General features: G+C 61.5%; 21 protein-coding genes. 3 read left to right on the top strand and 18 right to left on the bottom strand.

From position 1 onward, the window contains the following. The first annotated feature begins 235 nt into the window (after positions 1 to 235). Positions 236 to 2,575, top strand: coding sequence for a Tex family protein (locus ABR948_RS00220; protein ID WP_428113057.1), 2,340 nt, complete (start codon positions 236 to 238; stop codon positions 2,573 to 2,575). Between the two features lie 32 nt (positions 2,576 to 2,607). Here the strand turns inward: ABR948_RS00220 and ABR948_RS00215 are convergent, their stop codons facing one another. The 17 genes from ABR948_RS00215 to ABR948_RS00135 form a co-directional block, all read right to left on the bottom strand. After that, positions 2,608 to 3,492: an alpha/beta fold hydrolase gene (locus tag ABR948_RS00215; protein WP_428113054.1), complete on the bottom strand. Its 885-nt coding sequence runs from the start codon at positions 3,490 to 3,492 to the stop codon at positions 2,608 to 2,610. 9 nt (positions 3,493 to 3,501) lie between these two features. After that, positions 3,502 to 4,515 carry an OmpA family protein gene (locus ABR948_RS00210; protein WP_428113053.1) on the bottom strand — a complete coding sequence of 338 codons (1,014 nt, stop codon included), beginning with the start codon at positions 4,513 to 4,515 and terminating at the stop codon, positions 3,502 to 3,504. 101 nt (positions 4,516 to 4,616) lie between these two features. Next, positions 4,617 to 5,561, bottom strand: a complete 945-nt coding sequence (locus ABR948_RS00205; protein WP_428113050.1) for a hypothetical protein — start codon at positions 5,559 to 5,561, stop codon at positions 4,617 to 4,619. Positions 5,562 to 5,633: 72 nt separating this feature from the next. Then, entirely contained in the window at positions 5,634 to 6,470 is an 837-nt protein-coding gene (locus ABR948_RS00200) for a hypothetical protein (protein ID WP_428113049.1), read from the bottom strand. Then, positions 6,463 to 7,878 (bottom strand): hypothetical protein, encoded by a 1,416-nt coding sequence (locus ABR948_RS00195; RefSeq protein ID WP_428113047.1) that lies wholly within the window; start codon positions 7,876 to 7,878, stop codon positions 6,463 to 6,465. The genes ABR948_RS00200 and ABR948_RS00195 overlap by 8 nt, the downstream gene beginning before the upstream one ends. Positions 7,879 to 8,054: 176 nt before the next feature. Then, positions 8,055 to 8,753, bottom strand: coding sequence for a YoaK family protein (locus ABR948_RS00190; RefSeq protein WP_428113046.1), 699 nt, complete (start codon positions 8,751 to 8,753; stop codon positions 8,055 to 8,057). Positions 8,754 to 8,802: 49 nt separating this feature from the next. Further along, a complete protein-coding gene (locus ABR948_RS00185; RefSeq protein WP_428113139.1) occupies positions 8,803 to 10,206 on the bottom strand; it encodes an alginate export family protein in 1,404 nt (467 codons plus the stop codon). A 22-nt stretch (positions 10,207 to 10,228) separates the two neighbouring features. After that, positions 10,229 to 11,119 (bottom strand): glyoxalase, encoded by an 891-nt coding sequence (locus tag ABR948_RS00180; RefSeq protein WP_428113044.1) that lies wholly within the window; start codon positions 11,117 to 11,119, stop codon positions 10,229 to 10,231. Positions 11,120 to 11,248: 129 nt separating this feature from the next. After that, positions 11,249 to 12,133 carry a glyoxalase gene (locus ABR948_RS00175; RefSeq protein ID WP_428113138.1) on the bottom strand — a complete coding sequence of 295 codons (885 nt, stop codon included), beginning with the start codon at positions 12,131 to 12,133 and terminating at the stop codon, positions 11,249 to 11,251. A gap of 67 nt (positions 12,134 to 12,200) precedes the next feature. Then, positions 12,201 to 14,084: an amidohydrolase gene (locus tag ABR948_RS00170; protein ID WP_428113042.1), complete on the bottom strand. Its 1,884-nt coding sequence runs from the start codon at positions 14,082 to 14,084 to the stop codon at positions 12,201 to 12,203. Beyond that, entirely contained in the window at positions 14,081 to 14,368 is a 288-nt protein-coding gene (locus tag ABR948_RS00165; protein ID WP_428113040.1) for a XapX domain-containing protein, read from the bottom strand. The genes ABR948_RS00170 and ABR948_RS00165 overlap by 4 nt, the downstream gene beginning before the upstream one ends. Before the next feature lie 41 nt (positions 14,369 to 14,409). Beyond that, positions 14,410 to 15,060 carry a hydrolase gene (locus tag ABR948_RS00160; protein ID WP_428113038.1) on the bottom strand — a complete coding sequence of 217 codons (651 nt, stop codon included), beginning with the start codon at positions 15,058 to 15,060 and terminating at the stop codon, positions 14,410 to 14,412. 68 nt (positions 15,061 to 15,128) lie between these two features. Next, positions 15,129 to 15,953, bottom strand: coding sequence for an alpha/beta fold hydrolase (locus ABR948_RS00155; RefSeq protein WP_428113035.1), 825 nt, complete (start codon positions 15,951 to 15,953; stop codon positions 15,129 to 15,131). Between the two features lie 227 nt (positions 15,954 to 16,180). Then, positions 16,181 to 17,080, bottom strand: a complete 900-nt coding sequence (locus ABR948_RS00150) for a helix-turn-helix domain-containing protein (RefSeq protein ID WP_428113033.1) — start codon at positions 17,078 to 17,080, stop codon at positions 16,181 to 16,183. An 84-nt stretch (positions 17,081 to 17,164) separates the two neighbouring features. Continuing rightward, on the bottom strand, positions 17,165 to 18,067 hold the full coding sequence (locus ABR948_RS00145) for a helix-turn-helix domain-containing protein (protein ID WP_428113031.1): 903 nt from the start codon (positions 18,065 to 18,067) through the stop codon (positions 17,165 to 17,167). Positions 18,068 to 18,079: 12 nt separating this feature from the next. After that, positions 18,080 to 18,721, bottom strand: coding sequence for an alpha/beta hydrolase (locus ABR948_RS00140; RefSeq protein WP_428113030.1), 642 nt, complete (start codon positions 18,719 to 18,721; stop codon positions 18,080 to 18,082). Next, positions 18,721 to 19,659, bottom strand: a complete 939-nt coding sequence (locus ABR948_RS00135; protein ID WP_428113028.1) for a ring-cleaving dioxygenase — start codon at positions 19,657 to 19,659, stop codon at positions 18,721 to 18,723. The genes ABR948_RS00140 and ABR948_RS00135 overlap by 1 nt, the downstream gene beginning before the upstream one ends. Positions 19,660 to 19,775: 116 nt before the next feature. Between ABR948_RS00135 and ABR948_RS00130 the strand changes: the two genes are divergently transcribed. Beyond that, positions 19,776 to 20,669, top strand: coding sequence for a LysR family transcriptional regulator (locus ABR948_RS00130; protein ID WP_428113026.1), 894 nt, complete (start codon positions 19,776 to 19,778; stop codon positions 20,667 to 20,669). Positions 20,670 to 20,707: 38 nt separating this feature from the next. Here the strand turns inward: ABR948_RS00130 and ABR948_RS00125 are convergent, their stop codons facing one another. Further along, positions 20,708 to 21,517 carry an alpha/beta hydrolase gene (locus tag ABR948_RS00125; RefSeq protein WP_428113024.1) on the bottom strand — a complete coding sequence of 270 codons (810 nt, stop codon included), beginning with the start codon at positions 21,515 to 21,517 and terminating at the stop codon, positions 20,708 to 20,710. 148 nt (positions 21,518 to 21,665) lie between these two features. Here ABR948_RS00125 and ABR948_RS00120 point away from each other — a divergent pair, with 148 nt between their 5' ends. Beyond that, positions 21,666 to 22,709 carry an AraC family transcriptional regulator gene (locus ABR948_RS00120; protein WP_428113022.1) on the top strand — a complete coding sequence of 348 codons (1,044 nt, stop codon included), beginning with the start codon at positions 21,666 to 21,668 and terminating at the stop codon, positions 22,707 to 22,709. The last annotated feature ends 15 nt before the right edge of the window (positions 22,710 to 22,724 follow it).

The raw sequence follows: 22,724 nt of genomic DNA, 5'->3' as shown, positions 1-22,724 counted from the left end.
GCTCCAGAAGGAGCGTTCGTCTACACATTAAAGCGCCATCGATCCACCTTTATCTTGTCGCGCCATGCGAGCGAGCCGGGTTCGCATCGGCTGGCTCGCCCGGTGAGTGAGTGATGTCCATCCACAGGACAATTTGTTTGATGCGGTGGGTTGATGAATCAATCGGGGTTGGTCCATAAGCGGTGTCCCTGCGGTCGACAATTCATCCGCCGCGATCGCTTCAGAGAGATTTTGCGTGGCAAGCATTAATCGACGGATTGCGGAAGAACTTGGCGTCCGCGAGCAGCAGGTCGAGGCGACGGTAGCGCTGCTCGACGGCGGCGCCACGGTCCCGTTTGTGGCGCGATACCGCAAGGAAATCACCGGCGCGCTCGACGATGCGCAATTGCGCACGCTGGAGGAGCGCCTGAACTATCTGCGCGAACTTGAAGAGCGTCGCGCCGCGATTCTCGATTCGGTTCGCGAGCAAGGCAAGCTCGATGCCACGCTGGAGGCGGCGATCCTCGCCGCCGACAGCAAGGGGCGCCTGGAAGACATCTATCTGCCGTTCAAGCCGAAGCGTCGCAGCAAGGCCGAGATTGCCAAAGAGGCCGGCCTCGAGCCGCTGTCCGAACTGCTGCTGACGCAGCCGCAAAACGATCCGCAGCTGGTAGCTGCGGGTTTCGTCGATGCCGGCAAGCAGGTCGCCGATGCTGCCGCCGCGCTTGACGGGGCGCGCGCGATCCTGGTGGAGCGCTTCGCCGAAGATGCCGACCTGATCGGCACGCTGCGCGAGCAGATGTGGTCGAATGGACTGATGGCGTCCACCGTGCGCCGTGGCAAGAAAACCGAAGGCGAGAAGTTCAAGGACTATTTCGATTTCAGCCAGCCGTTGCACAGACTGCCGTCGCACCGCATTCTGGCGATGTTCCGCGGCGAAAAGGAAGAGATCCTCGACCTTCAGATTCTGCCGGACGCACAGGTCGCGGTCGCCGGTATCCCCAGCTCCCACGAGCTGCAGATCATGCAGCGCTTCGCCATTTCCGATCAGGGCCGCCCCGGCGATCGCTGGCTGGTGGAGACCGCGCGGTGGGCGTGGCGGACCAAAATTCAGGTGCATCTCAATATCGACCTGCGGATGCGGCTGTGGACCCTGGCCGAAACCGAAGCGGTGCGCGTGTTTGCGTCGAATTTGCGCGACCTGCTGCTGGCGGCGCCGGCCGGCGCGCGCGTGACCATGGGCCTCGATCCCGGTTTCCGCTCCGGGGTCAAGGTCGCGATCGTCGATGCCACCGGCAGGGTGGTGGCCACCACGGCGATCTATCCGCATGAGCCGCAAAAGCGCTGGGACGAGGCGCTGGCGACGCTGGGGAAATTGGCGGTGCAACACCATGTCGATCTGATCGCGATCGGCAACGGCACCGCATCGCGCGAGACCGACAGACTGGCGATGGACCTGGTCAAATTGCTGCCGGATCTGAAAATGTCGAAGATCGTTGTGTCGGAAGCCGGCGCTTCGGTCTATTCGGCCTCGGCCTTTGCATCGGAAGAATTGCCGGAACTCGACGTCACCTTGCGCGGCGCGGTGTCGATCGCGCGGCGTCTGCAGGATCCCCTGGCCGAACTGGTGAAGATCGATCCGAAGGCGATCGGCGTCGGCCAGTACCAGCACGATCTCGGCGAAGCCAAGCTGGCGCGCTCACTCGATGCCGTCGTCGAGGACTGCGTCAACGCGGTCGGCGTCGACGCCAACACCGCCTCCGCGCCGCTGCTGGCGCGGGTGTCAGGCATCGGGTCCAGCCTCGCGCAAAGCATCGTGCAGCATCGCGATGCCAATGGCCCGTTCAACTCGCGCAAGGCGCTGAAGCAGGTGCCGCGACTGGGGCCGAAAGCTTTCGAGCAATGCGCGGGCTTTCTGCGCATCAATGGCGGCGTGGACCCGCTCGATGCCTCCGGGGTGCATCCGGAGGCCTATCCGGTCGTCAGGCGGATTCTCGCGGCGACCAAAAGCGACATCAAGGCGCTGATCGGCAATGCCGAGATCGTGCGCCAATTGAAACCGCAGACTTTCGTGGACGAGACCTTCGGCCTGCCGACGGTGACCGATATTCTGCGCGAACTGGAAAAGCCCGGCCGCGATCCGCGCCCGGCCTTCAAGGCCGCTGTGTTCAAGGAAGGTGTCGAGACCCTGAAGGATCTCAAGCCCGGCATGATCCTCGAAGGCACGGTCACCAACGTCGCGGCGTTCGGCGCCTTCGTCGATATCGGCGTGCATCAGGATGGGCTGGTGCACATCTCGGCGATGTCGAAGACCTTCATCAAGGATCCGCGCGAAGTGGTGAAATCGGGCGACATCGTCAAGGTGAAGGTGCTGGAGGTCGAGGTCGCTCGCAAGCGTATCGCGTTGACCCTGCGTCTCGATGACGAAGTGGGCGGCAAGGCGTCTCAGGCGAAAGGCCTGCCGCGCGACAATTCCCGCGCTTCCATGACATCGTCGGCGCCGCGCAAGCCGCAGGAGCCGTCGGGCGGCGGAGCGCTCGCTGACGCCTTGCGCCGCGCCGGCGAGAAAAACGGCAGCGGCAAAACAAGGACTTGATCGGCAGCGCCGCCGGCAGACGCGACTTCGAGTCAGATTCCGTAAAGCCGCCGGGCGAATGTCGCGATCGCCTGCGTGACCGCCTTGGGCTGTTCGGGAAACAGCGCATGGCTCGCATTGGGAATCACGACAATCGTCACCCGGTCTCCCAGCAGCGATTTGAGCACACCTGCAAAGCGGCGGGGGGCCACCGGATCCTGTTCGGCCTGAAGGTCCAGAACGGGCGCTGAGCCGGCGGCAAAGTAATCATCGACCGGGGTATGCTCGCGCGCGTGCGATTCCATGTGGTGCACCTCGGCATTCCATCCGCCCAGCCAGACCCTGGCGTCGTTGCCGGGCGCAAAGAATGCGATCTGCAGGTACTCCAGGCGCTTCGATTCAGGGAGCGACAGGTCGGAGGGGCCGTCGATCGCCTGCCGGATGTCGGGGCCTATCGGCTTTTCAGTCGAGCCCGGAGGAACCTTGCCGGCGGAGCCAGCCGCGACCACCACGCCTCGCACCAGGTCAGGCCGGTCGGCGGCGATCTGACGGGCGACAAAATTGCCGAAGGCGTGCCCGACGACAATCACCGCACCTTTATCTTCATGCTCGATGACCCCTGCGACGTCGGCCGCCAGATCGTGCATGGTCAAGCCGTCCATCGGTCCCTTGCTGCGCCCAATCCCCCGAGGCTGCGGCCGAAGCACCCTGAATCCCTCGGACGCCAGCATGGTGGCAACCAAATCGTAGTCCTCGCCTGATCGGCCCAGGGAAGGCAGCAGCACGATCGCGGGACCCGAGCCCTGCGACAGCACCTCGATATCGACATTGTCGCGCGAGAGGACGTGCCGCTCGACCATCGACGGATCATTGGCATGCGCCGGGAATGCGGTGCAGGTGGAGAGAGTGACAAACAAGGAGCGCAGTATATTTTTCATTTTTCCACCTTACCGCGTTTCCGATCCGGCGAGCGGCACGGCGACCGGCGCATGCGGGATGCTTGCGGTCGCGTCGTTTGGCGCGGATTTGCGCAAGCGGATTTCGATGCGACGCCGTTGCTGAATATCGCCGGGTGATCCCGCTATCGCAAGCGTCTCGTCGACATTTACAAGCTGGGCGCCGGACAACGGGATCAATTTGTACCCCGCCAGCAAAGGGCTCTGGCGCAATACGCTGACTACCGCGACGGCTCGGGCCAGTCCAAGCCCTGCATTGTCGGCAGGGGTAAGGCTGGCGACACCGGCGGTATTTTTCAGGACCGACAGCAGATCCCGGTCAAGGTTGGATGACTGGCGTACCCCAACAGGTCGTTCATCGGTGTGGCCGACGACCTCGATGACGTCAACGTCATACTTCCGGATGTATTTGAGAATCTCGCCGGGCGTTTCAGTGATAAGCGCATCATGGAAGGTCGCAGACAACTCGGCGCTTCCGGACTTGAAGAAATAGCCGTCGGCCTCGCTCATCCGGATGATGGGAGGCCATTGATGGCCACCGGATCCGGCTGCCAAGCCTCGCGCGATGGTATCCAGGACGGTTTGCGTCGGGACCGGCGCGTCCCCCGGCTTTGTCATCGCGCGGTTGATTGCGGCCACGAACTCCGAATCGCGAATGGCTTTGCCCACATCGATGCCGTTGGAGTGGAGGGCCGCGGCGTTGGCGATGCCTTCGCGGAGTTCCGCGACCGTCACGCCGCTTTTCTCGATCTCGTTGACAACAGTCTTGCTGTCGACAAGTTCGCGCCAGTACTGGTCAATCGCCTGCGGATCGCGAAGGCCGGACAGGCTTTGAAACTTTTCGGCGAGATCGGCGCTTTTTTGAAGCGAAGCGACGACGTCGCGGCTGCGCTCATTCTGAAGTATCTGTTGTTGAAGCTGTTGTTCGGCGGCGATGCGCCTGGTCTCTTCCCGCTTCAGAAATGTCGCCATCGCGATCAACAGGCAAAACACCAGCAGGATCATGATTTCGGCCATGGTCAGGCCGAGCACCAGGCCCCGCTGGTACGATGAACGCTGCTGCAATATCTGTCCGTCCATGGCCGAACTCGCTTCTTCTTAAGGGTTTATCGGTCGCGACTTGCTGAAACCCGGGGTCCCGCGATCGAACGCGTCGCCTCCGCGGCATGTACTTCCTGCAACAGCTGGTTGATGGCAACAACGACGCTTTGGGCGTGCTCAAGATTGATCTCTGCGTTCCTGGCCTGAGTTTCAGCGCTGGCGGTGAGCGAATTGACTGCGAGGGTCAGACTTTCAATCATGGGTGCCAGCTTGGAGTCGATGATCTGTTCAGGGGATTGGTGCGATGCGAGTTTGGCAAAAAGGGCATCGATTGCCTGTACGATGCTCGTGGTGCTTTTTGCGAGCTGTTCGCCTTCCTGGACCAGCTGTTTGGACACGTCGAGCACTTGAATTGTCCTTTCGTTTAGACCGTCCAGGGTTTCCCCGGACCTTTTGGACGCCTCTTCGAATGGACTGCTCGTGGTCGCGGCAAGCTTCTGTAGTTCGCCGGCAAATTGCTGATGTGCCGCGCCGATGCTTTCCTGCACCTCGTCGAGTGCGTCGGTGATGGATTGCTGGGTCATGCGCCGGAAATAGCCGAATTCCAGGATGGCGCTTTCAAGTTCGCGCTTCACCCGCCGTGAGGCTTCGGCCAGCTCCAGCCTCGCGGTCGCTTCGACTTCGACCGGATCGCGCCGCATCTGGTTGAAAAGAATCCGTAAGGTAATGCCGGCGATGGTCGAGGCGATCGCAATCCCGAAATTCTGGACGATCTGCTCGGCCGAGCCCGCGGCGGAGAACTGATAGAGCGACACCGCGAGACTCGTTAGCGTGAACAGGAACCCCATATAATAAAGATTGTCGCCGGACTGGTCGTCACGCAGCCGGAACAGGCGTGCCCCGAGCAGAATGGCATATCCGATCATGATCAGAACCGGGACCGACGTCACCGCGAAGGCGCCGAAGTCGTTAAGTTTCGAAAAAATGATGTAGCCGCTGCCGGTGATCACGACGGCGAAGAACAATACGCCGCTCAGCAGGCCGGGCGGCAGAACGGGTCGGGTTTCGGAAGCCGCCATGCGTCAAGCCCCCTGCAGCCGTTTGACGCCACCGAACGCGCCGCGGTTTTCTTCGATCCAATCCTTCCAGAACTCCATGTGTTTGGTACCGTCGATCAGCGGCTGTCCATTCGATTGCCTGGTCACGTATCGAATGCTGACGGTAGCACCATGCAGGTCGGTACGAAACTTCAGGTAGGCCGGGGATTGCCGGTAGCGCTGAAACGACAAATCGCCGGCGCGGGGATATTGACCGTAATCCCTGGTGAATTCGATCATGTCGGAAATGATATAGAGCGTTTTTTTGACGCTCTGGCTTTTGGCGCTGGAGAATTGATCGATGGCGATGTCCTGGATCGCGGCCATGATCGGGGAACTGTTCGCCTTCGCGGCTGCGACGCTGCTTTTCACCGCCTCCGCGGCGGGCTTTCGAAAATCCTCGATCCACCGCAGCCGCGCGATGCGCGGATTGTCGGTCCATTCGCTCAGGCCCGCGCCGTCACCGGGATTGCATTTCGAGAACAGCGAACGGCTGCGAACGCCCGCGATATCCAGCACACGAATGTCAAGTTTATAGAACGGCGGCAGCATCGTGATCATATCGTCGAGCTCGCCGAGGACCTCGCGGCGTGTCGTCTCCGGCAAGTCATCCGAAGTGTCGACGAGGACAACGGTAATACCTTGCGGCCCGCTGACGGGACACAGACTCTGAGGGTCGAGGGCCGGTCGCGCGGGCGCCGAGAAATAGAAATAGCCAAGCGCCCCGCCGGATATAATTGCCAGCAGCAGCAGCACGGCTCCGCCCAGGCCCGACCAGCCAAGCCCGGAGGTGCCGCGTTGCCGGGGACGCCGCCTAGCCATTCTTCTTCTCCGGTAGTTTCTCGGGCAGCAGTTCGTCGATCTCGCGATAGGTGCGAACGGCATTGTCGAAGGCTTCGTGGATCGCCTTGATCTGCTGGTTCAGCAGCTCCTGGGTTTCGACAATCATCTTTCGGAGGCTTTCGCGCGCGCCGGAATCCGGCTCGCCGCCGGCATAGCTGATGCGCGCCAGGGCGTAGGCCCTGGTAAAATAGTCCGGGGCCGCAATAGAGCGGGATCTGCGGTTGGCTTCTCGATAGATTTCGAGCAAAGCGCGGCAGGTCTGCTCGATTTGGTTTTGATGATGGTCGAAGCGCTGGGCCAGGCGGGCCCGCCCCTGCAAGAGCGCGTCATATTCACTGCGCCGAACCGAGAGGTCGCGCGCGGCCTCGTTCATCGCTTCGGTCGCATCCTCGCGAATATCCCGAAGCCGCTCGATCAATTCGCTTCGCGCGTTGGCAAATTGCCTGGTCGCCTCGATCCATCGCCGCTCGAGGCCGGCATAGCCGATGTAGGGATCGAAAAACAGCAGGCCGTCGGCCATCGCGATCAGCGAGAAGATAAAGCCGATCGCGAACAGAACCCATGAATTGATATCGGTGAGCGCGTGGGGTGCGGTCAGCAACCGATGCAGGACTTCCTGTCCGACGTTGTCACTCAGGCTGATGGCGGGTGGAATCTCGCGCAGGTGTGAGAGCGTCAGGTTGAGGGCCGCTGCGAAAGCGAGATAGGCCAGGAACGACAGCAGGCCGATCAGCTTCAGGAAATAGTTTCGGCGATTGACAAGCCTGATCAGCACCATTCCCCAGAAAAAGCTGGCGATGATATTCAACGCGGCGAAAGTCACCGCTTGCGCGGCGCCACCGAGCAAGCCGCCGAGGTTCGCCTTGGCGAGAAAGCTTCCGTTGATCACCACCTCGATGATGAACAGGATGGCCAGCACGCCGATCTTCAGGATGACCTTGCCGGGGCTTGCCAGGCGTGCCGGACGCTCGATGCGGTGACGCGCGCGAAAACGCTCGCGCTCGATCTCCGATTCGTTGAGACGGCGACGCAACACGAACAGCTCATCGCGGCCGATGGTGGCTTCGGCCCGAAAATCGCCCACCGCTTCAGGCGCGGCCTGTTGAATGGTCGCAAAGCGTTCCTCGAAACTGAGCGCGGTCAGGCGTTCGTCGTAGGTGTGAACGTGATCGAGATAAATGACGTTGGAATCCTGCTTGTGCGCCTCGATTTTCTCGACGATCTGATGTTCAACATCGTCCAGGGTCTGCGCGTCGCTGGTCGGCCGGTTCTGCGAGCCACGTTCGGTTCCAAGCGCGCCAAGCCGTAATTCGTCTGCGACGCGATCGACATTCAGATCGAGAAAGATCGTGGTTGCCGGGCGATAGTGATGGGTGGGTTGGTTCAATAATGCCCGAATTCGCGCAATGGCAGATGGGCGGGTTGCGGGGGCACTCACAATGATCTTGGCCTGCGGTTGGAGCCTGCTTTTGCGGCAGCTATTGATCTCGGTTTCGTGATCGCGCGGGAGCGCGCGACGGGGCTGCCTGATTCGTCATGACAGAGTATACAGGCCCTCACCTGTCAGTGCGGATCGTTTCCTGCCGCCGCCATTCGCTGGCACAGCGCCGCGAAGCCCAGCGCCGGCGGCACCACAAAGCACCAGACGCCGATACGCGCATATAGAACGGCCGCCGCGGCGCAGCCTGCCGCGAACACGGCTATATTGGCCGACATCCTCAGTACCCGCGCGCCCGGACGCTCGGCATTGTCGGACTTCGGGGCCTGAATCATGTCGGCGAGGTCGATCATGATTTGCGTGGTCGTGCCGGTCATCAGCGTCGAAGGCGGCGCGCTGCCGAGATGAATGCGATGGGCCGCGTTCTGGATCGCCATCGCCGCCACCAGCACCATTCCGGTCACGACCGCCTGCCAGGCATCGCCATTGCCAAAAGGGCCAAAATGGATCGCCAGCGCCGCGCCGGCAATGAGGAGAACGACTTTCGAGCCGAGGATGATCCGCAGTGTGGGGAGCTTTCGTCGCAGCAGCGCCGAACTCAGCAGGCGTGTTGCGATCACCACCGCGCAGAATACCGGAAGCGCCAGCAGCTTTGCGACCGCACCCGATGTCCCCAGCACCAGCGACGCTCCTAGCGTGACGAAATTTCCGGTGACATGCGCGGTGAACAATCCCTGCAAGGCCAGAAATCCGGCGGTATCGACGAATCCCGCGTTCAGGCTGAGCAGCAGCGGAAGCGTCATTCTGAGTGGTGCGGACGCCATTGGATGCCTTGTTCAGATGCGGTGTTGAGATACAAAGTTCGGCGACCCATCACAACGAATATTTCAGCTCGATTCCGAGGTAGTCACTATCGTGGCCGCCGGCCTGGCGTACCGTTTCACCAATCTGATAGTGCACCGCCTCAATTGCCCCGGTCAGATTGGCGTTAAACCGGTAATCCACGCGTAGTTGACCATAAGCGCCGGTCCAAAGTCCGCCGGTACCGGCGGTGCCCGGAACCGCATTGGTCTGTACATAGACGGCGTCGGCAATCGTTTGTCGCCATTGCAAACCAACGGCAGCCATAACGGAAAAGCCCGCAACCGGATTCACGGTGATGGAGGGTTTCAAATGGATGAGGTTCGTGTAGCCGGTGTACCCGCCCAGTGTGAAATAATAGCCGTTTGGAAATAAGGGATTGAAGGTTTCTATCTTGTTGTCGTTCGGATGATTGTCACCCGAGGCTGCGTCGGCTTGAAGCCCGATTCTGGGGCTCCATGCCAGATTAGCGAACGTGTAGCCCGTGCGGCCACCCAAAGCCCACGCGCGGATTTCCTTCGCACCGACCTCTCCGGTCTGCGCCATCGCCTCAAGATCCCAGTCCACGTTCTGAAGGCGCCCCGCGAAGTGGGTATCGAAAACATTCCGATGCTCAATTCCGACAGCATCGAGGTATTGAGCGTTGTCCCGTTCGTACAAAGCATAGTAGGCAGACAAATCTATGGTGCTGGAAACCTGCCGCTCGACCCGCAGCATGCTGAAACGAAAGGAATTATCCGAGTAGTCATTGAAAGTACCGTAATCGAGGTATTGAACCGGCCGGCTGACAAAACCGATGAACTTCCACGGACCGGTTACCCAATCTGCCCAGGCGGCATCGAATGCCTGCCGGACGTTCGGGCCGTCACGTGAGGAGACGAAGCGTTGCAGGTCGAAATTAAATTCCTGCCGTCCAACGCGGGCATTGAAGGTGCCGTCCGCAAAGGTGTTGGTATAGGCGACAAACGCAAGGCGCAAATCAAGCGGATCCTGGTCTGCCGGAGAAATACTGGCCTTGTCGAATGCCCTGTCGTCCTCGATCTCGGTGAAAATCTGCCAGTGTGCGTTGAGATGGATGTCGGCGCTGATCTGAAGTCGCTGCAGTAAATAATCGTCGCCGGCGACTTTCCCGACCCCGAAGTTTGGGGCGTTGTTTGATTCAAACCGCTCCCGAAGTGTCGCTCCAAACGAAACGTAGCTTTTGGGATCGGTGACAAAAAGCGGGATGTATTTAAGGCTGTCCCAGGGTTCGGTCCGCAATGCCGGATCGGCCAGTGCCGACCAATCCTCTTGCCAACGGTTGGGCAAAATTGCCGGGCGCGTCGGTTTCGCCGCTGCCTCAGCAGGACTCGCGCTTTCTTCTGCCGTTGCGCCGCCGGTTGAGACGGCAAGCACGACCAGGCCGGCGAGCGACATTGCGACGAGAAAGGATACGCCCTCACTTGGCCGAGGAATGGATCTCGGCAATGTAGCCCCCCGGAAATTGCAAGACAGCCGCTTCACGCCCGTCCGCTTTGAACGAGTCGACCAGGACCGATGCGCCAGACGCCTTTGCCTTTGTCAGAGTTTCACTGACGTCCGCCACTTCGTATCCCATCGTTTCATGGCCGTAGGGATATGGTAGATGGCCGTCGGTCACCAGAACGGTGATCTTGCCGAACGTCGTTTCGATCCTGACACGGCGATAGGTATCCCTCGGCCGCCCGATTTCCGCGCCCGGCGCTTGCGCGTTATCCGAGACAATTTTGCCATGGGCGAAGCTGACAAAGCTTCGAATAAAACTCGCCGCTGCCTCGGACGCGACATATACCCGGTTCTCCGGGACGGTCTGCAGCGGAGGGTAGGAAGGCGCCTTGGTGTGCCAATAGAACTGCATATTGACGCCGCCCGGCCACTGGACCACGACATCCCTGCCTATTCCGTCGGGAAACGGCGTCACAACAACAGCGGCACCTGCCTTCTTGGCGGCGCGCACCGCGGCATCCATGTCCGTCACAAGATAGCCGGTGCGTTCCTGGCCAAACGGATATGGAATCGGCGTTGTGAATCCGAACAGCGATACCAGACCCACCGGCGTTGTGAGCGCCTGCCAGTTCGTGGTGCTCGGGGTCGGCGTGACCGTGAGGACCGATGGCTGCGAGCTCTTTCCGCCGAAGGTCGCCAGAAAGCTGGCAGTGAAGCGGTCCATGTCTGCGGCCGCGACATAGACATGAGTGCTGCCGTATTGTGCGCCAACAGCAAACTGTTCCGCCTTGTCGAGAGGGCGGGCACCCGCGGCTGACATGACGGCAGCGGCGACCAAAATGGCGGCGATTTCAATGGTTTTCATTCGGCGCATCGGAAGGCTCTTTTCCTTTATCTTTTTCGCTGTGTGCGATCCCGCCGAGGGATTAATCTCACCAGCCTAACGCAAATACGAGATGCGGGGCGACAACTTATGCGCCCCAAGGTTAGTCGTTCATTTCGCCGCGGCATGCAGCTCTGCGACATAACCTCCCGGAAATTGCACCATCGCCATCTCCCGGTGATCCGAATTGAAGGCATCGATCAAAACAGTTGCGCCCGAGGCTTTCGCCTTGCCGAGTGCGTCGGCTAGATTTGCGACCTCGTAGCCCGTCATCTCCCGGCCATACGGATACGGGAGATGACCATCCGTCACCAGCACGGTGATCTTGCCGAAAACGGATTCGATCCGGATGCGCCGGTAGGTATCGCCGGCGCGGCCGATTTCCACGCCTGATGCATGCGGGTTATCCGAAGCGACCTTGCCATGCGAAAATCGGAGAAAGCTTTTTACGAAGGCGTCGGCCCGGTCAGGAGAAACATAGACGCGGTTGTCAGGCACCGTCTGGGAAACCGCATAGGAGGGCTTGGTCGTGTGCCAGTAGATCTGCATGTTCACGCCGCCCGGCCATTGAATCACGGCATCGCGGCCGATTGGATCGGGGAATGCCGTCACCACAACGTCGGCACCCGCCGCACGCGCGGCTTTGATCGCGGCATCCATATCCGTGACCAGATAACCCGTGCGCTCGGTCCCGAAAGGATAGGGAATCGGTGTCTTGAAGCCGAACAGCGAGACGGTGCCAACGGGAGTCTGGATCAGTTGCGAGGTCGTGCTGCTCGGGGTCGGCGTTACGGTTGCGACCACTTGTTTGGTGCTTTGACCGCCGAAGGTGGCCGTGAAGCTTGCCACGAATTTATCCACGTCATCGGGTGCGACATAGACATGCGTCGTGTCGTACTGCGAGCCTACCCCGATCAGCGGTGATGCATCGCGCGCAACAACAGGGATCGAGCCCATGGCGGCGAGAACGGCACAAACAATGACAGGAAAGCGCATAAACCGACTCCTTGAAGATGGTAGATTTTGGAAGATGGTAGATTTTGCGGCAAATCGAAGATAGCGGTCAAACCGCCCAGCAGGCGCAGCCGAGCGCGCCCCAGAAACTCTTGAGATCCGCGATCGGCAATTTGGCCGACCAGGCGGTGGCGTGATCATGGCCATGGATCGTGCAACTGTTGGCGCAGCCGCACAGGCGCATGGCCTGCATCCGCATCGCCGCAGCGGGCTTGTCCTGCGCGCCCCAGGCGCCGTAACCGCCGAAGCTCCGCACCGGCGACCAGTCCGGCATTGCAGGCGGAGGCACAGCCTCGTCATGGGCTTTGAAGTCACCCGCGGCATAGACGACCTTGCCGCCGACCACCGTCAGCTCCGAGGTGGTGTCTGCAATCTCGGCTTCGGCGCAAGAGAAGAAATCGCGGTCGGGGACGACCAGGTCGGCCAACTGACCCACCTCGATACGGCCCTTCTTGCCTTCCTCGTTCGAGAACCAGGTGACGTTCTCGGTCCACATCCGCAGCGCGGTCTCGCGATCGAGACAATTACGCTGCGGCGTGATGCGCAACCCGCCGACGGTCTTGCCGGTGACGAGCCAGGCCAGCGACACCCACGGATTATAGGAGGCGACGCGCGTGGCGTCGGTCCCGGCCGAGGTCTTGATGCCCTTCGCCAGCATCTTTGCAACCGGCGGCGTCGCCTCCGCCGCGCCAAAGCCGTAGCGCTCGACGAAATACTCGCCCTGATAGGCCATGCGGTGCTGAACGGCGATGCCGCCGCCAAGGGCGGCGATGCGGTCGATCGATTGATCCGAGATGGTTTCGGCGTGATCGAAAAACCAGTGCAGCCCTTCCAGCGGCGTGTCCTGGTTCACCTTCTCGAACACGTCGAGCGCGCGCGAAATCGTCTCGTCATAGGTCGCGTGCAGCCGCCATGGCCATTTGTTCTGCACGAGGATGCGGACGACCTCTTCCAGCTCGCCTTCCATCTCCTGGGGCATGTCGGGGCGCGGCACCCGAAAATCCTCGAAGTCGGCGGCCGAAAACACCAGCATCTCGCCGGCGCCATTGTGCCGGAAATAGTCGGTGCCCTGTTTGTATGTCGAGGTTTTGGCCCAGTTGAGAAAGTCGTCCTTCTCGCCCTTCGGCTTTTGCGTGAAGAGATTGTAGGCCAGGCGGATCGTGAGCTGTCCTTCATCGCTGAGCTTTTGAATGACGGCGTAGTCATCAGGATAATTCTGGAACCCGCCGCCGGCATCGATCGCGCCGGTCACGCCGAGGCGGTTCAGCTCGCGCATGAAATGCCGGGTGGAGTTGACCTGGTATTCGAACGGCAGCTTGGGACCCTTGGCCAGTGTCGCGTAGAGAATGTTGGCATTGGGTTTGGCCAGCAGAAGTCCGGTCGGATTGCCATTGGCATCGCGGGTGATCTCGCCGCCGGGCGGCTCCGGCGTGTCCCTGGTGTAGCCGACGGCCCGCAACGCCGCGCCGTTCAATATCGCGCGGTCATAGAGATGCAACAGGAACACCGGCGTATCGGGCGCGACGGCATTGAGTTCATCGATCGTTGGCAGCCGTTTTTCGGTGAATTGATGCTCGGTAAAGCCGCCGACCACGCGCACCCATTGCGGCGCGGGCGTGATCGCGACCTGCCGCCTCAGCATGTTCATCGCATCGGCGAGCGAGCGCACGCCGTCCCAGCGCAGCTCCATGTTGAAGTTGAGTCCGCCGCGGATGATATGGAGATGATTATCGATCAGTCCCGGCAGGACGCGCTTGCCCCTGAGGTCGATCACCTTGGTCGAAGACCCCACGAGCTTCATGATCTCGTGATCGTGACCGACGGCCGTGAACGCGCCGTCCTTGATCGCAACCGCGCTGGCGGTTGGATTACTCCGGTCGAGCGTCGTGAAAAGGCCGCGGTGAAGAATGAGATCGGGCGACGGTGAATTCATGAGCGTTTCTCCTCGGGAATCCTGGGTGCCACGGCTGCTGCATCCGCGTGGCGGCCCGGCAGCAAACCGAAAATATGCGGGGCGCATTGAGCCTGGCGCCAGGCGGCGGCGATGCCGCTGCCTGACAGAAGTTGCTTACCTACCGGGATAGCTTGCTCGCCGACGAGAATGCCGAGCAGACCAACGAGCGCGACCAGCGGAGGCGCCGGCGAGCGCACATTGAGGAGGCTGTAGATAACGCCGACCAGAATGCCGGCGCCGGCCGATATCAGATAGGTCTTCATGATTCCTCCTCGCCGTCCCCCGTCGTTTTCAAGCCGCCATTTTAAGCCGCTTTGGGTCCGCCCTCGGACGCGTGTTCGCCGAGTGCCCATTTCGAGAAACGGACCTGGATTCCATAAGGCGAATGCGCCCGCAGGATGTCCATCACGCCCTCATAGGTCTCCGAGCGCGCCCAATCCTGCTGAAGCTCGAACACATATTGACAGGATGTGATCGGGATCGCCCCGGCCTGCACCGCGCGGTCCATCGAGCGGTTATGCGCCTCGATCGACAGATCCCCGCAGGCGTCGGCGGGAATATAGATCTCGTAGCCCTCCCTGAGCATATCCAGCGTCGGAAACATCACGCAGGCTTCGGTCCACAGGCCGGCGATGACGAATTTCTTCCGCCCGGTCGCGGCGACCGCCTTGCGGAAGTTCGGATCGAGCCAGGAATTCATCGAGGTGCGGTCGATGATATCGTGTTTGGGAAACAGTTCGATGACTTCGGGCATGAACGGGCCCGAAAACGAATCCTTGGCGACGGTGGTCAGCACCGTCGGGATCTTGAACAGCTTGGCGGCTTTGGCCAAGATCTGGATGTTGTTGAAGACCACCAGCCGGTCGTGCGACTGCACGCCCTGATACATCGCGGGCTGATAGTCGATCAGGGCGATGGCGCTGTTTTGCGGGGTCAGCATTTCGAGTTTCGACATATTGCCTCTCCGTTGTAGGGGCATCTTTACCCACGATGGCATTGGAAAAATTAGACAAGCCTGGCGGCTCACCCCTTGATGAACGCAAGCAGGTCGGCGTTGATGGTGGCTGCTTCCGTGGTGGGCATGCCATGCGGAAAACCCTTGTAGGTCTTCAGCGTCCCGTTCTTCAGGAGTTTTGCCGACAATGGCCCGGCATCGGCATAGGGAACGATCTGATCGTCATCGCCATGCATCACCAGCACCGGCACGGTGATCTTCTTGAGATCCTCGGTGAAATCGGTCTGCGAGAACGCGACAATGCCGTCGTAATGTGCTTTCGCGCCGCCCATCATGCCCTGGCGCCACCAATTCTGGATCACGGCTTCCGAGGCCTTGGCGCCCGGCCGGTTGTAGCCATAGAACGGACCGGCCGCGACGTCGCGATAGAATTGCGCGCGATTGATCGCGGTCTGTTCCTGAAAATTGTCAAATACCTCTTTGGGAAGACCGCCGGGATTGGCTGACGTCTTCACCATCAGCGGCGGCACCGCGCTGACGATCGCAGCCTTCGCCACCCGGCTCTCGCCATGTCGTGCCAGATAATGCACCACCTCGCCGCCGCCGGTGGAATGACCGACATGGATGGCGTTGCTCAGATCGAGATGCGCCGTCACCGCCGCAAGGTCGTCCGCATAATGATCCATGTCATGACCATCCGCGACCTGGCTGGAGCGGCCGTGGCCGCGGCGGTCATGGGCAATGACGCGATAGCCGTGATGAAGGAAGAACATCATCTGGGTATCCCAGTCATCGGCCGACAGCGGCCAGCCATGGCTGAATACGATGGGCTGACCCTTGCCCCAGTCCTTGTAGTAGATCTCTACGCCGTCTTTGGTCGTGATTGTCGCCATGGTAAAACCTTCCAGAATGCGGCTGTCTTCGCCGCCAATCTATTGATATGGCGGATCGCGTCTTGAACGAATGACAACTGTTTTGTTTGTTTGTCGCCGGCCGAATTGGTAAAATCGGGGTCAGGGAAAGCGAAAGCGCGACCGGTCACGCGGCGCCAAAAACATCACAAATGTACAAAGCGGCGCGCGGGAGCGTGCAATGCGGGCCGCTCAGGTTCCGGCAGCCGTCACTGCAACGGCCGCTCGCGCCGCCATTGCGCCGGGCTCGTACCGGCGATGCGGCCGAACACCCGCGTCAGATGGCTCTGGTCGGCGAACCCGCAGGCGAGCGCGATGTCGGCGATCGAACGGGACGAGCCCGTCAACAATTGTTTGACTGCATCGATGCGGCAGAGCTGGCGCCATTGATGCGGCGTGAGGCCGGTGCTGACCTTGAAAGCCCGGCTGAAATGCTCGCGCGACAGGTCGCATTGCGCGGCGACCTGCGCAAGCGACAGATCGTCCCCAAGGTTGGCGGCGATCAGATCCTTGGCACGTTTCAGATGCAAGGGCTTGAGGCCGCCATGGACCCGGATAGGCGATAGCGCTCCGTATGTCTGCAGCAGATGGAGGCACAGCGCCAGCGTGACGTATTCGAGAAAAAGTGCGCTTGCCTGATGCGGCTGTTCGAGCGCCGGCAGCAGCGAGGCCACCAGATGTGCGACCACGGGGTCAGTGTGGCCGGGGTCGCAGGCGAGGCCGCGGACCCGGCGTCGACGTGAGTCATCGGCGACATCGTCAAGTGCGGCATAGGGAATGAAGAAGGTGACCACCTCATGTGTGCCGCAGATCTTGGCGGCATACTCGTCGGCGAGGTCGGCGAGCTGCATCGACTGCGCGGCATATCCCTGCCGGATCACCGAATGACCGCGCCGCCAGATCTCGTGATAGGGAATGTCGGTTTGGTAGACGCCGAGCGCGAACGCCTCGGTCGCCGGGATCACGGATGTCATGCCGACCGTCGCGGGACCGCAGTCAATTCGTGAAATCTCGATCTGCGACGTGGGCGATTTGACCAGCAAGGTCCGCGGCGGGTGAAGTCCCAGCCCGTCGGCGATGGTGTTGCTGTCTCGTTGCTGGTCTCTCACGGACGGCCTATCCCACGCAGGCACCGCGCCGCGCAACCATCGAAGCTGAGATCGCAGAGAAGATCAAGGTCTGCGCGTCTGTGCTCAATCGCGCTGCCGCCGCCATGCCGCGGGGGGAAGACCGACCAATGTCGTGAACACCCGCGTGAGGTGGCTCTGGTCCGCAAAGCCGCAGCGGATCGCGATATCGGCGATCGGCAACGAGGTCTTGCCCAGGAGTTGCTTGGCATGGTCGATCCGATGCTGCTGCAGCCAGCGGTGCGGCGCGAGCCCGGTGGTCGCCTTGAAAGCCTTGGTGAAGTATTGGCGCGACAGCCCGCAAGCCCGCGCCACGTCGGCGAGCAGGATATGCCCGCTGCTGTTGGCGACCAGGATTTCCCTGGCGCGGCGCAATTGCGCGCTCGTCAGGCCGCCCTTTTTTGCTGCGACCGGTGGTGCGCCATCGCCGTACTTGCCGGCGAGATAGCTGCAGACCGCCAGCATGACGTAGTCCACGAACAGCGGATTGGCCTGCTCCGGTTGTTCGAACGCCGGAAGCAGGGCTGCGGCGAGATGGACCAGTACCGGATCGACGATCCCCGGCGTGCAGGCCAGGTGGGCCAACCGCGGGCGGCCGGCGTCGTCGGCGAGTTCGTCGAGCGCGGCGCGCGGGATGTGGAAGGTCAGCGCTTCGTGGGGATGGGTGATCCGCGCTGAGAATTCGCCGGTCAGGTTGACGATCCGCATCGCACCGGTGGCGTAACCCTGCGTGAGCACCGGCCGGCCGCCGCTCCACAATTCATGATATGGCAGCCGCGTCAGATATTGCGCGACGATGAAGCTGTCTTCCGGCGGGATCTGCGGCGTCATGCCGATCTGCTTCGGCCCGCAGGAAATGCGCGTCACTGCCACGCTGGACGCGCGCAGCGTCCGTGTCGCCAGCATCGGCGCATCATGCAGTCCAAGACTGTGCGCCACGGCGTCACCGAACACCCGTCGTTCGCTCATGGCGTTCCCTCATCAGGCTGACGTGATATCGGCGGTGGCTTCCACCCGCGTGAGCCATTCGCGCGCGAGGCCGATGTCGGCTTGCGACAGTTGATGTCCGACCGGCAGCACCCGGCGGGTGACATCCGCGCCGGCTTTGGTCAGCATCGCGGCCAGCTGCTCGCCGTTGGCCGGCGGGATGATCGGATCATGCTGGCCGGAGACCAGCAACAACGATCGGCCCGACAGGTCGGCCTCAGGCGGTTGCGCCAGCGGCACCATCGCACGCAACAGGATGCCACCCCGCAGCGTCCGGGGACGCAGCAGGAGCATCGCAGCGGCGATATTGGCCCCGTTGGAATAGCCGAGCACGAGCGGTGCTGCGATGCCGTAGGCCTCGCGCGCAGCCTCGACGAAGTCCGCGAGCTCGTTCGCGCGACGGTTCACGTCCGCCTCGTCGAACACGCCTTCCGCGAGGCGGCGGAAGAAGCGCGGCATGCCGTGCTCCAGCACCTGGCCACGCACCGAGAGAAGTGCGGCGCCCGGGCTGATCATCCGCCCGAGCGGCAGCAGGTCGTTTTCATCGCCGCCGGTGCCGTGCAGCAGCAACAAAGGCGCGACGCCGGAGCGCGTCGCGGGCTCAAAGCGATGGATCAAGGAGAGATTGCTCGCCATCACGCCACCTTTTCATCCAGTGCCGGCAATACGGCCGCGATATCCTTGCGATGCGGCTCGAGGAACGCCGGCAGTTTCAGTGCCTGGCCGAGCGAAGCGACCGGCTCGTCCACCGCGAAGCCGGGAATGTCGGTCGCGATCTCGAACAGGATGCCGCCAGGCTCGCGGAAATACACCGAGCGGAAATAGTTACGGTCCTTTTGCTCGGTCGGATGCATGCCATGGTCCTGCACCAGTCTGCGCGCCATCTCGCTTTGCGCCGCATCGTCAGTGGCGCGAAATGCAATGTGATGCACCGAGCCGCGGCCCTGACGGCCGGGCAGAAAGCCCTTTGCTTCATAGATGTCGACAATCGCGCCGACCGCATCGCCGGGGGCGCGATAACGGATGGTCGAGCCCTCGCGGCCGGTTTCCGCAAAACCGAACACGTCGGTGAGGATCGCGCTGGTTTTTGCGGCGCTCTCCAGCAACACCGTCACACCGTGAAATCCGCGGATCGCGTGCTCCGCCGGCACGTCACCGTTACTCCAGCCGGCCTCGTTCTCGGCGCCGGGAACCCCGACCAGTGCGAGGCTCATGCCGTCGGGATCGGTAAACGGCAGCACGGCTTCGCCGAAACGCTTCTCCAGCGCCTCATGGGCGATGCCCTTTTCGATAAATCGATGGGTCCAGTAGCCGAGTGAACGGGCCGGCACGCGGAACGCGGTCTGCTGGGTCTGTCCGACGCCGCCGCGGCCGGGTGCCGCGCCTTCCCACGGGAAAAAGGTAAGGATGGTTCCGGGATGCCCGGTCTCGTCGCCGTAATAGAAATGATAGGTGCCGGGATCGTCGAAATTGACCGTCTTCTTGACGAACCGCAGTCCCAGCGAGCGGGTATAAAAGTCGTAGTTTCGCAAGGCGTTGCCGGCGATGGCGGTGACATGATGGATGCCTGACATGGTGTTTCTCCTGGATCGGAGGCTGCCCGCCTCCCGTTGCCGGGACAATTGGGCAGGCCGAAGTCAAAGACAATCTGGAATTCCATGACATTACTGTCTATGATTTGAAGACAATCATGGACAAGCTCACCAGCCTTCGCGCTTTCGTCAAAGTCGTTGAACTCGGCAGCTTCTCGGAAGCCGGCCGGCAACTCCGCTTGTCGCGCTCGGCGATTTCGAAATACGTCAGCGACCTCGAGCAGGATCTTGGCGTCCAGCTTCTGAACCGCACCACGCGGCACGCCAGTCCGAACGAAAACGGCCAGGCCTATTTCGAGCGAGCGCTTGGAATTCTCGCCGAACTCGATGCGGCGGATCACGCCGTCGCGCAGTTGCAGGCGACACCGCGCGGGCTGTTGCGTGTCAACGCGCCGATGTCGTTCGGCACGTTGCAGCTTGGGCCGGCGCTCGCCGATTTCATGGCGCTCTATCCCGAACTGAAGATTCAGCTCGTTCTCAGCGACGAGCAGGTCGATCCCGTGCAGGGCGGCTACGACGTCACCCTGCGCATCGCCGATCTCGAATCCTCCAGCCTGATCGCGCGCAAGATCGTGGCGATCAATCGCGCGATCTGCGCGTCGCCGTCCTACCTCGCTCAACATGGCGTGCCAAAGCATCCCGGTGACTTGCGCAGCCATGCCCTGCTGACCTACGGCTTCCTGCTCACCGGTAATCAGTGGAAGCTCATCGGCAAGGATGGCGAGCATTGGATCCAGCCGGAATGGACGCTGTGCGCCAACAATGCGGAAGTGCTGCGCGACGCGGCTGTCAAGGGACGCGGCGTGGCCCTTATCCCGATGTTCATCGCAGGAGATGCCCTCAAAAAGGGAACGCTGCGGGCGGTGCTTGAGGACTACCGCGCGCCGCCTTTGGCGCTTTACGCGATCTATCCCCCCACGCGACATCTGGCGGTCAAGGTACGACTGTTCATCGATTTTCTGGTTGAACGTTTCGTTGCGGAGACGGCCTAGTATTGGCCGAACGAATTCCTGGCGTGGTTGCGAAACTGCTAGAGTTGGGCCGTACTTTCCAACGAAGCCCGCGTTTTTACGTTGGCCTCGATCCAGGTGAGTGCACCATCCGCGACCTCTTCCCAGCCGGGCTCGGCGATCAGCCAGTGACTGCGGCCAGGAAACTCCTTGATATCGGTCCTGCTCGGGGCGCGGGAATGTTTTCGGTACATGGCCTTGACCATCGACGGCGTGCATGTGCGATCCTCGCTGGCGGCAATCAGCAGAAGTGGCGGGCGTTTCGTATTGCTGAAATCGACGGCATTTCCGATGCCGAGGGCGGCCTGGAAATAGATGCGGCCGGGCGCCGGCACGATATGCCGGTCATAGGCCTTGCGCTGCTCATCGGGCGGCAGCGTATTGGCAAACGTTGTCGAAAAACTCCGGAACGACATCGACGCGATGCGATTCCAACCCCGCCACATCGTGAGAACAGGAAGCGCGGCACCGATAGCGGTGAGGCTTGGCAGCACGCCCCGCGGCGGACCGGCGTCGATCGCCACCCCTGCGGACCCCAGGCCGCGATCGAGCAGCATCTGGACGATCAAGCCTCCAAAGGAATGCCCGATCAAAACCGGCGGCTCCGGCAGCATTCGAATCTGTGCTTCAAAATGGTCGACCAATGCCTTGATGGTCATCCCGGCGAGACGCGGATCGGGGCTTCGACGTAATTCGTCGACGGGCTTGTCAAGATATGGCCACGGCGGGACGACGACACGATGCCCTTTGGCCTCGAAAAAGGAGCGAAAGCTCGCCCAACAATCCGTGGTGACCCACGCTCCATGCACCAACATGATGGTCTTCGACATCGATTCCGCTCCAAAGGATTCGCTCGTCAACGTTGGCAGCATCTCTGCCCGTCCACCGTGATCGCGCATAAACGTTCTAGGCGCTTCACGGATTGCCAGCATTGACCCTAGAGTGCCAAATAACTGACCGTGGGAGGCCAAGGGGTCTATGAAGCATCGAAGTACTTCCTCCGCATGGATGCGCGGGGTCGCCAATACGTTGACGACAGCAGGACTGGATGCGCCCGCGATGTTCGCGGAATTGGGGCTATCGATCAAACATCTCGACGATCCCGATTATCGCTGGCCGACGGAGGACGCCAGCCGTCTCTGGGCGCAAGCCGCGGAAAGGTCCGGCAATCCCGACATCGGATTATCCAATCCGCACGTGCCCCGGCCGGATCAATACGGGATCGTCGGCTATGCCATGATGTCGAGCCCCGACCTTTTGACCGGGCTCACGCGCCTGATCCGTTATCTGTGCCTGGTCAGTGATGCCGTTACCATCACGCTGGAACCAGGTACCGGTGGCCGCAGGGTCAAGTTCGAACTCTACGGCGGCGAACGTCCCGTTCCGCGTCAACGCTACGACTACGCGATCCTGACCTTGCTGACCCTGTGCCGCTGGATGCTGGGCCGGCCTTTGAAGCCGCTAGCCGCCTGTTTCGTTCATGCGGTGCCGATATCGCTCGCGGTCTATAATGAAGCGTTCAACTGCCCGCTGCATTTCGACGCAAAATTCAGCGGCATTCTGATTTCCAAAGAAGATCTCGCCAGCAAGCTGCCCACCGCGATTCCACAACTGGCGGATCTGCATGACCGCATCGCCGGCCTGGCGCTGCAAAAGCTGGAAAAGGCCGATACGACGCATCGCGCCCGGGAAGCCATTGCGCGACATTTGCAGGATGGTAACCCGCTGCGTTCGACGATCGCCACTGAGCTGAACCTGAGCGACCATACTTTCCAGCGCCGGCTTGCCGCCGAAGGCACGTCCTTTACCGAACTCGTGGACGACACCCGCCGCGAATTGGCGCAACACCATTTGGCCGACCGGCGCGTCACGCTGGCCGAAATCGCCTATCTGCTGGGCTATGCGGATCAGAGCACTTTCTTTCGCGCCTCACATCGCTGGTTCGACGAGGCGCCGGGCGAATACAGGGCACGCGTGCTGGGCGGGTATCAAAAGGAAATCGCGGCCGCGCGGCAAAAATGACGCGCGTGTGGTCGG

The sequence above is a fragment of the Bradyrhizobium sp. genome (assembly GCF_050014615.1).
Lineage (GTDB): Bacteria > Pseudomonadota > Alphaproteobacteria > Rhizobiales > Xanthobacteraceae > Bradyrhizobium.
Note: the sequence above shows the minus strand (reverse complement) of the source record. Positions and strands in the feature narration are given on the sequence as shown.

What these genes read in the sequence shown, in the direction of transcription:
- ABR948_RS00215 (WP_428113054.1), bottom strand. Translation starts at nt 3,492, where the DNA reads ATGAAAAATATACTGCGCTCCTTGTTTGTCACTCTCTCCACCTGCACC.
- ABR948_RS00210 (WP_428113053.1), bottom strand. Translation starts at nt 4,515, where the DNA reads ATGATCCTGCTGGTGTTTTGCCTGTTGATCGCGATGGCGACATTTCTG.
- ABR948_RS00200 (WP_428113049.1), bottom strand. Translation starts at nt 6,470, where the DNA reads ATGGCTAGGCGGCGTCCCCGGCAACGCGGCACCTCCGGGCTTGGCTGG.
- ABR948_RS00190 (WP_428113046.1), bottom strand. Translation starts at nt 8,753, where the DNA reads ATGGCGTCCGCACCACTCAGAATGACGCTTCCGCTGCTGCTCAGCCTG.
- ABR948_RS00185 (WP_428113139.1), bottom strand. Translation starts at nt 10,206, where the DNA reads ATGTCGCTCGCCGGCCTGGTCGTGCTTGCCGTCTCAACCGGCGGCGCA.
- ABR948_RS00180 (WP_428113044.1), bottom strand. Translation starts at nt 11,119, where the DNA reads ATGAAAACCATTGAAATCGCCGCCATTTTGGTCGCCGCTGCCGTCATG.
- ABR948_RS00175 (WP_428113138.1), bottom strand. Translation starts at nt 12,133, where the DNA reads ATGCGCTTTCCTGTCATTGTTTGTGCCGTTCTCGCCGCCATGGGCTCG.
- ABR948_RS00170 (WP_428113042.1), bottom strand. Translation starts at nt 14,084, where the DNA reads ATGAATTCACCGTCGCCCGATCTCATTCTTCACCGCGGCCTTTTCACG.
- ABR948_RS00165 (WP_428113040.1), bottom strand. Translation starts at nt 14,368, where the DNA reads ATGAAGACCTATCTGATATCGGCCGGCGCCGGCATTCTGGTCGGCGTT.
- ABR948_RS00160 (WP_428113038.1), bottom strand. Translation starts at nt 15,060, where the DNA reads ATGTCGAAACTCGAAATGCTGACCCCGCAAAACAGCGCCATCGCCCTG.
- ABR948_RS00155 (WP_428113035.1), bottom strand. Translation starts at nt 15,953, where the DNA reads ATGGCGACAATCACGACCAAAGACGGCGTAGAGATCTACTACAAGGAC.
- ABR948_RS00145 (WP_428113031.1), bottom strand. Translation starts at nt 18,067, where the DNA reads ATGAGCGAACGACGGGTGTTCGGTGACGCCGTGGCGCACAGTCTTGGA.
- ABR948_RS00140 (WP_428113030.1), bottom strand. Translation starts at nt 18,721, where the DNA reads ATGGCGAGCAATCTCTCCTTGATCCATCGCTTTGAGCCCGCGACGCGC.
- ABR948_RS00135 (WP_428113028.1), bottom strand. Translation starts at nt 19,659, where the DNA reads ATGTCAGGCATCCATCATGTCACCGCCATCGCCGGCAACGCCTTGCGA.
- ABR948_RS00130 (WP_428113026.1), top strand. Translation starts at nt 19,776, where the DNA reads ATGGACAAGCTCACCAGCCTTCGCGCTTTCGTCAAAGTCGTTGAACTC.
- ABR948_RS00125 (WP_428113024.1), bottom strand. Translation starts at nt 21,517, where the DNA reads ATGTCGAAGACCATCATGTTGGTGCATGGAGCGTGGGTCACCACGGAT.
- ABR948_RS00120 (WP_428113022.1), top strand. Translation starts at nt 21,666, where the DNA reads ATGAAGCATCGAAGTACTTCCTCCGCATGGATGCGCGGGGTCGCCAAT.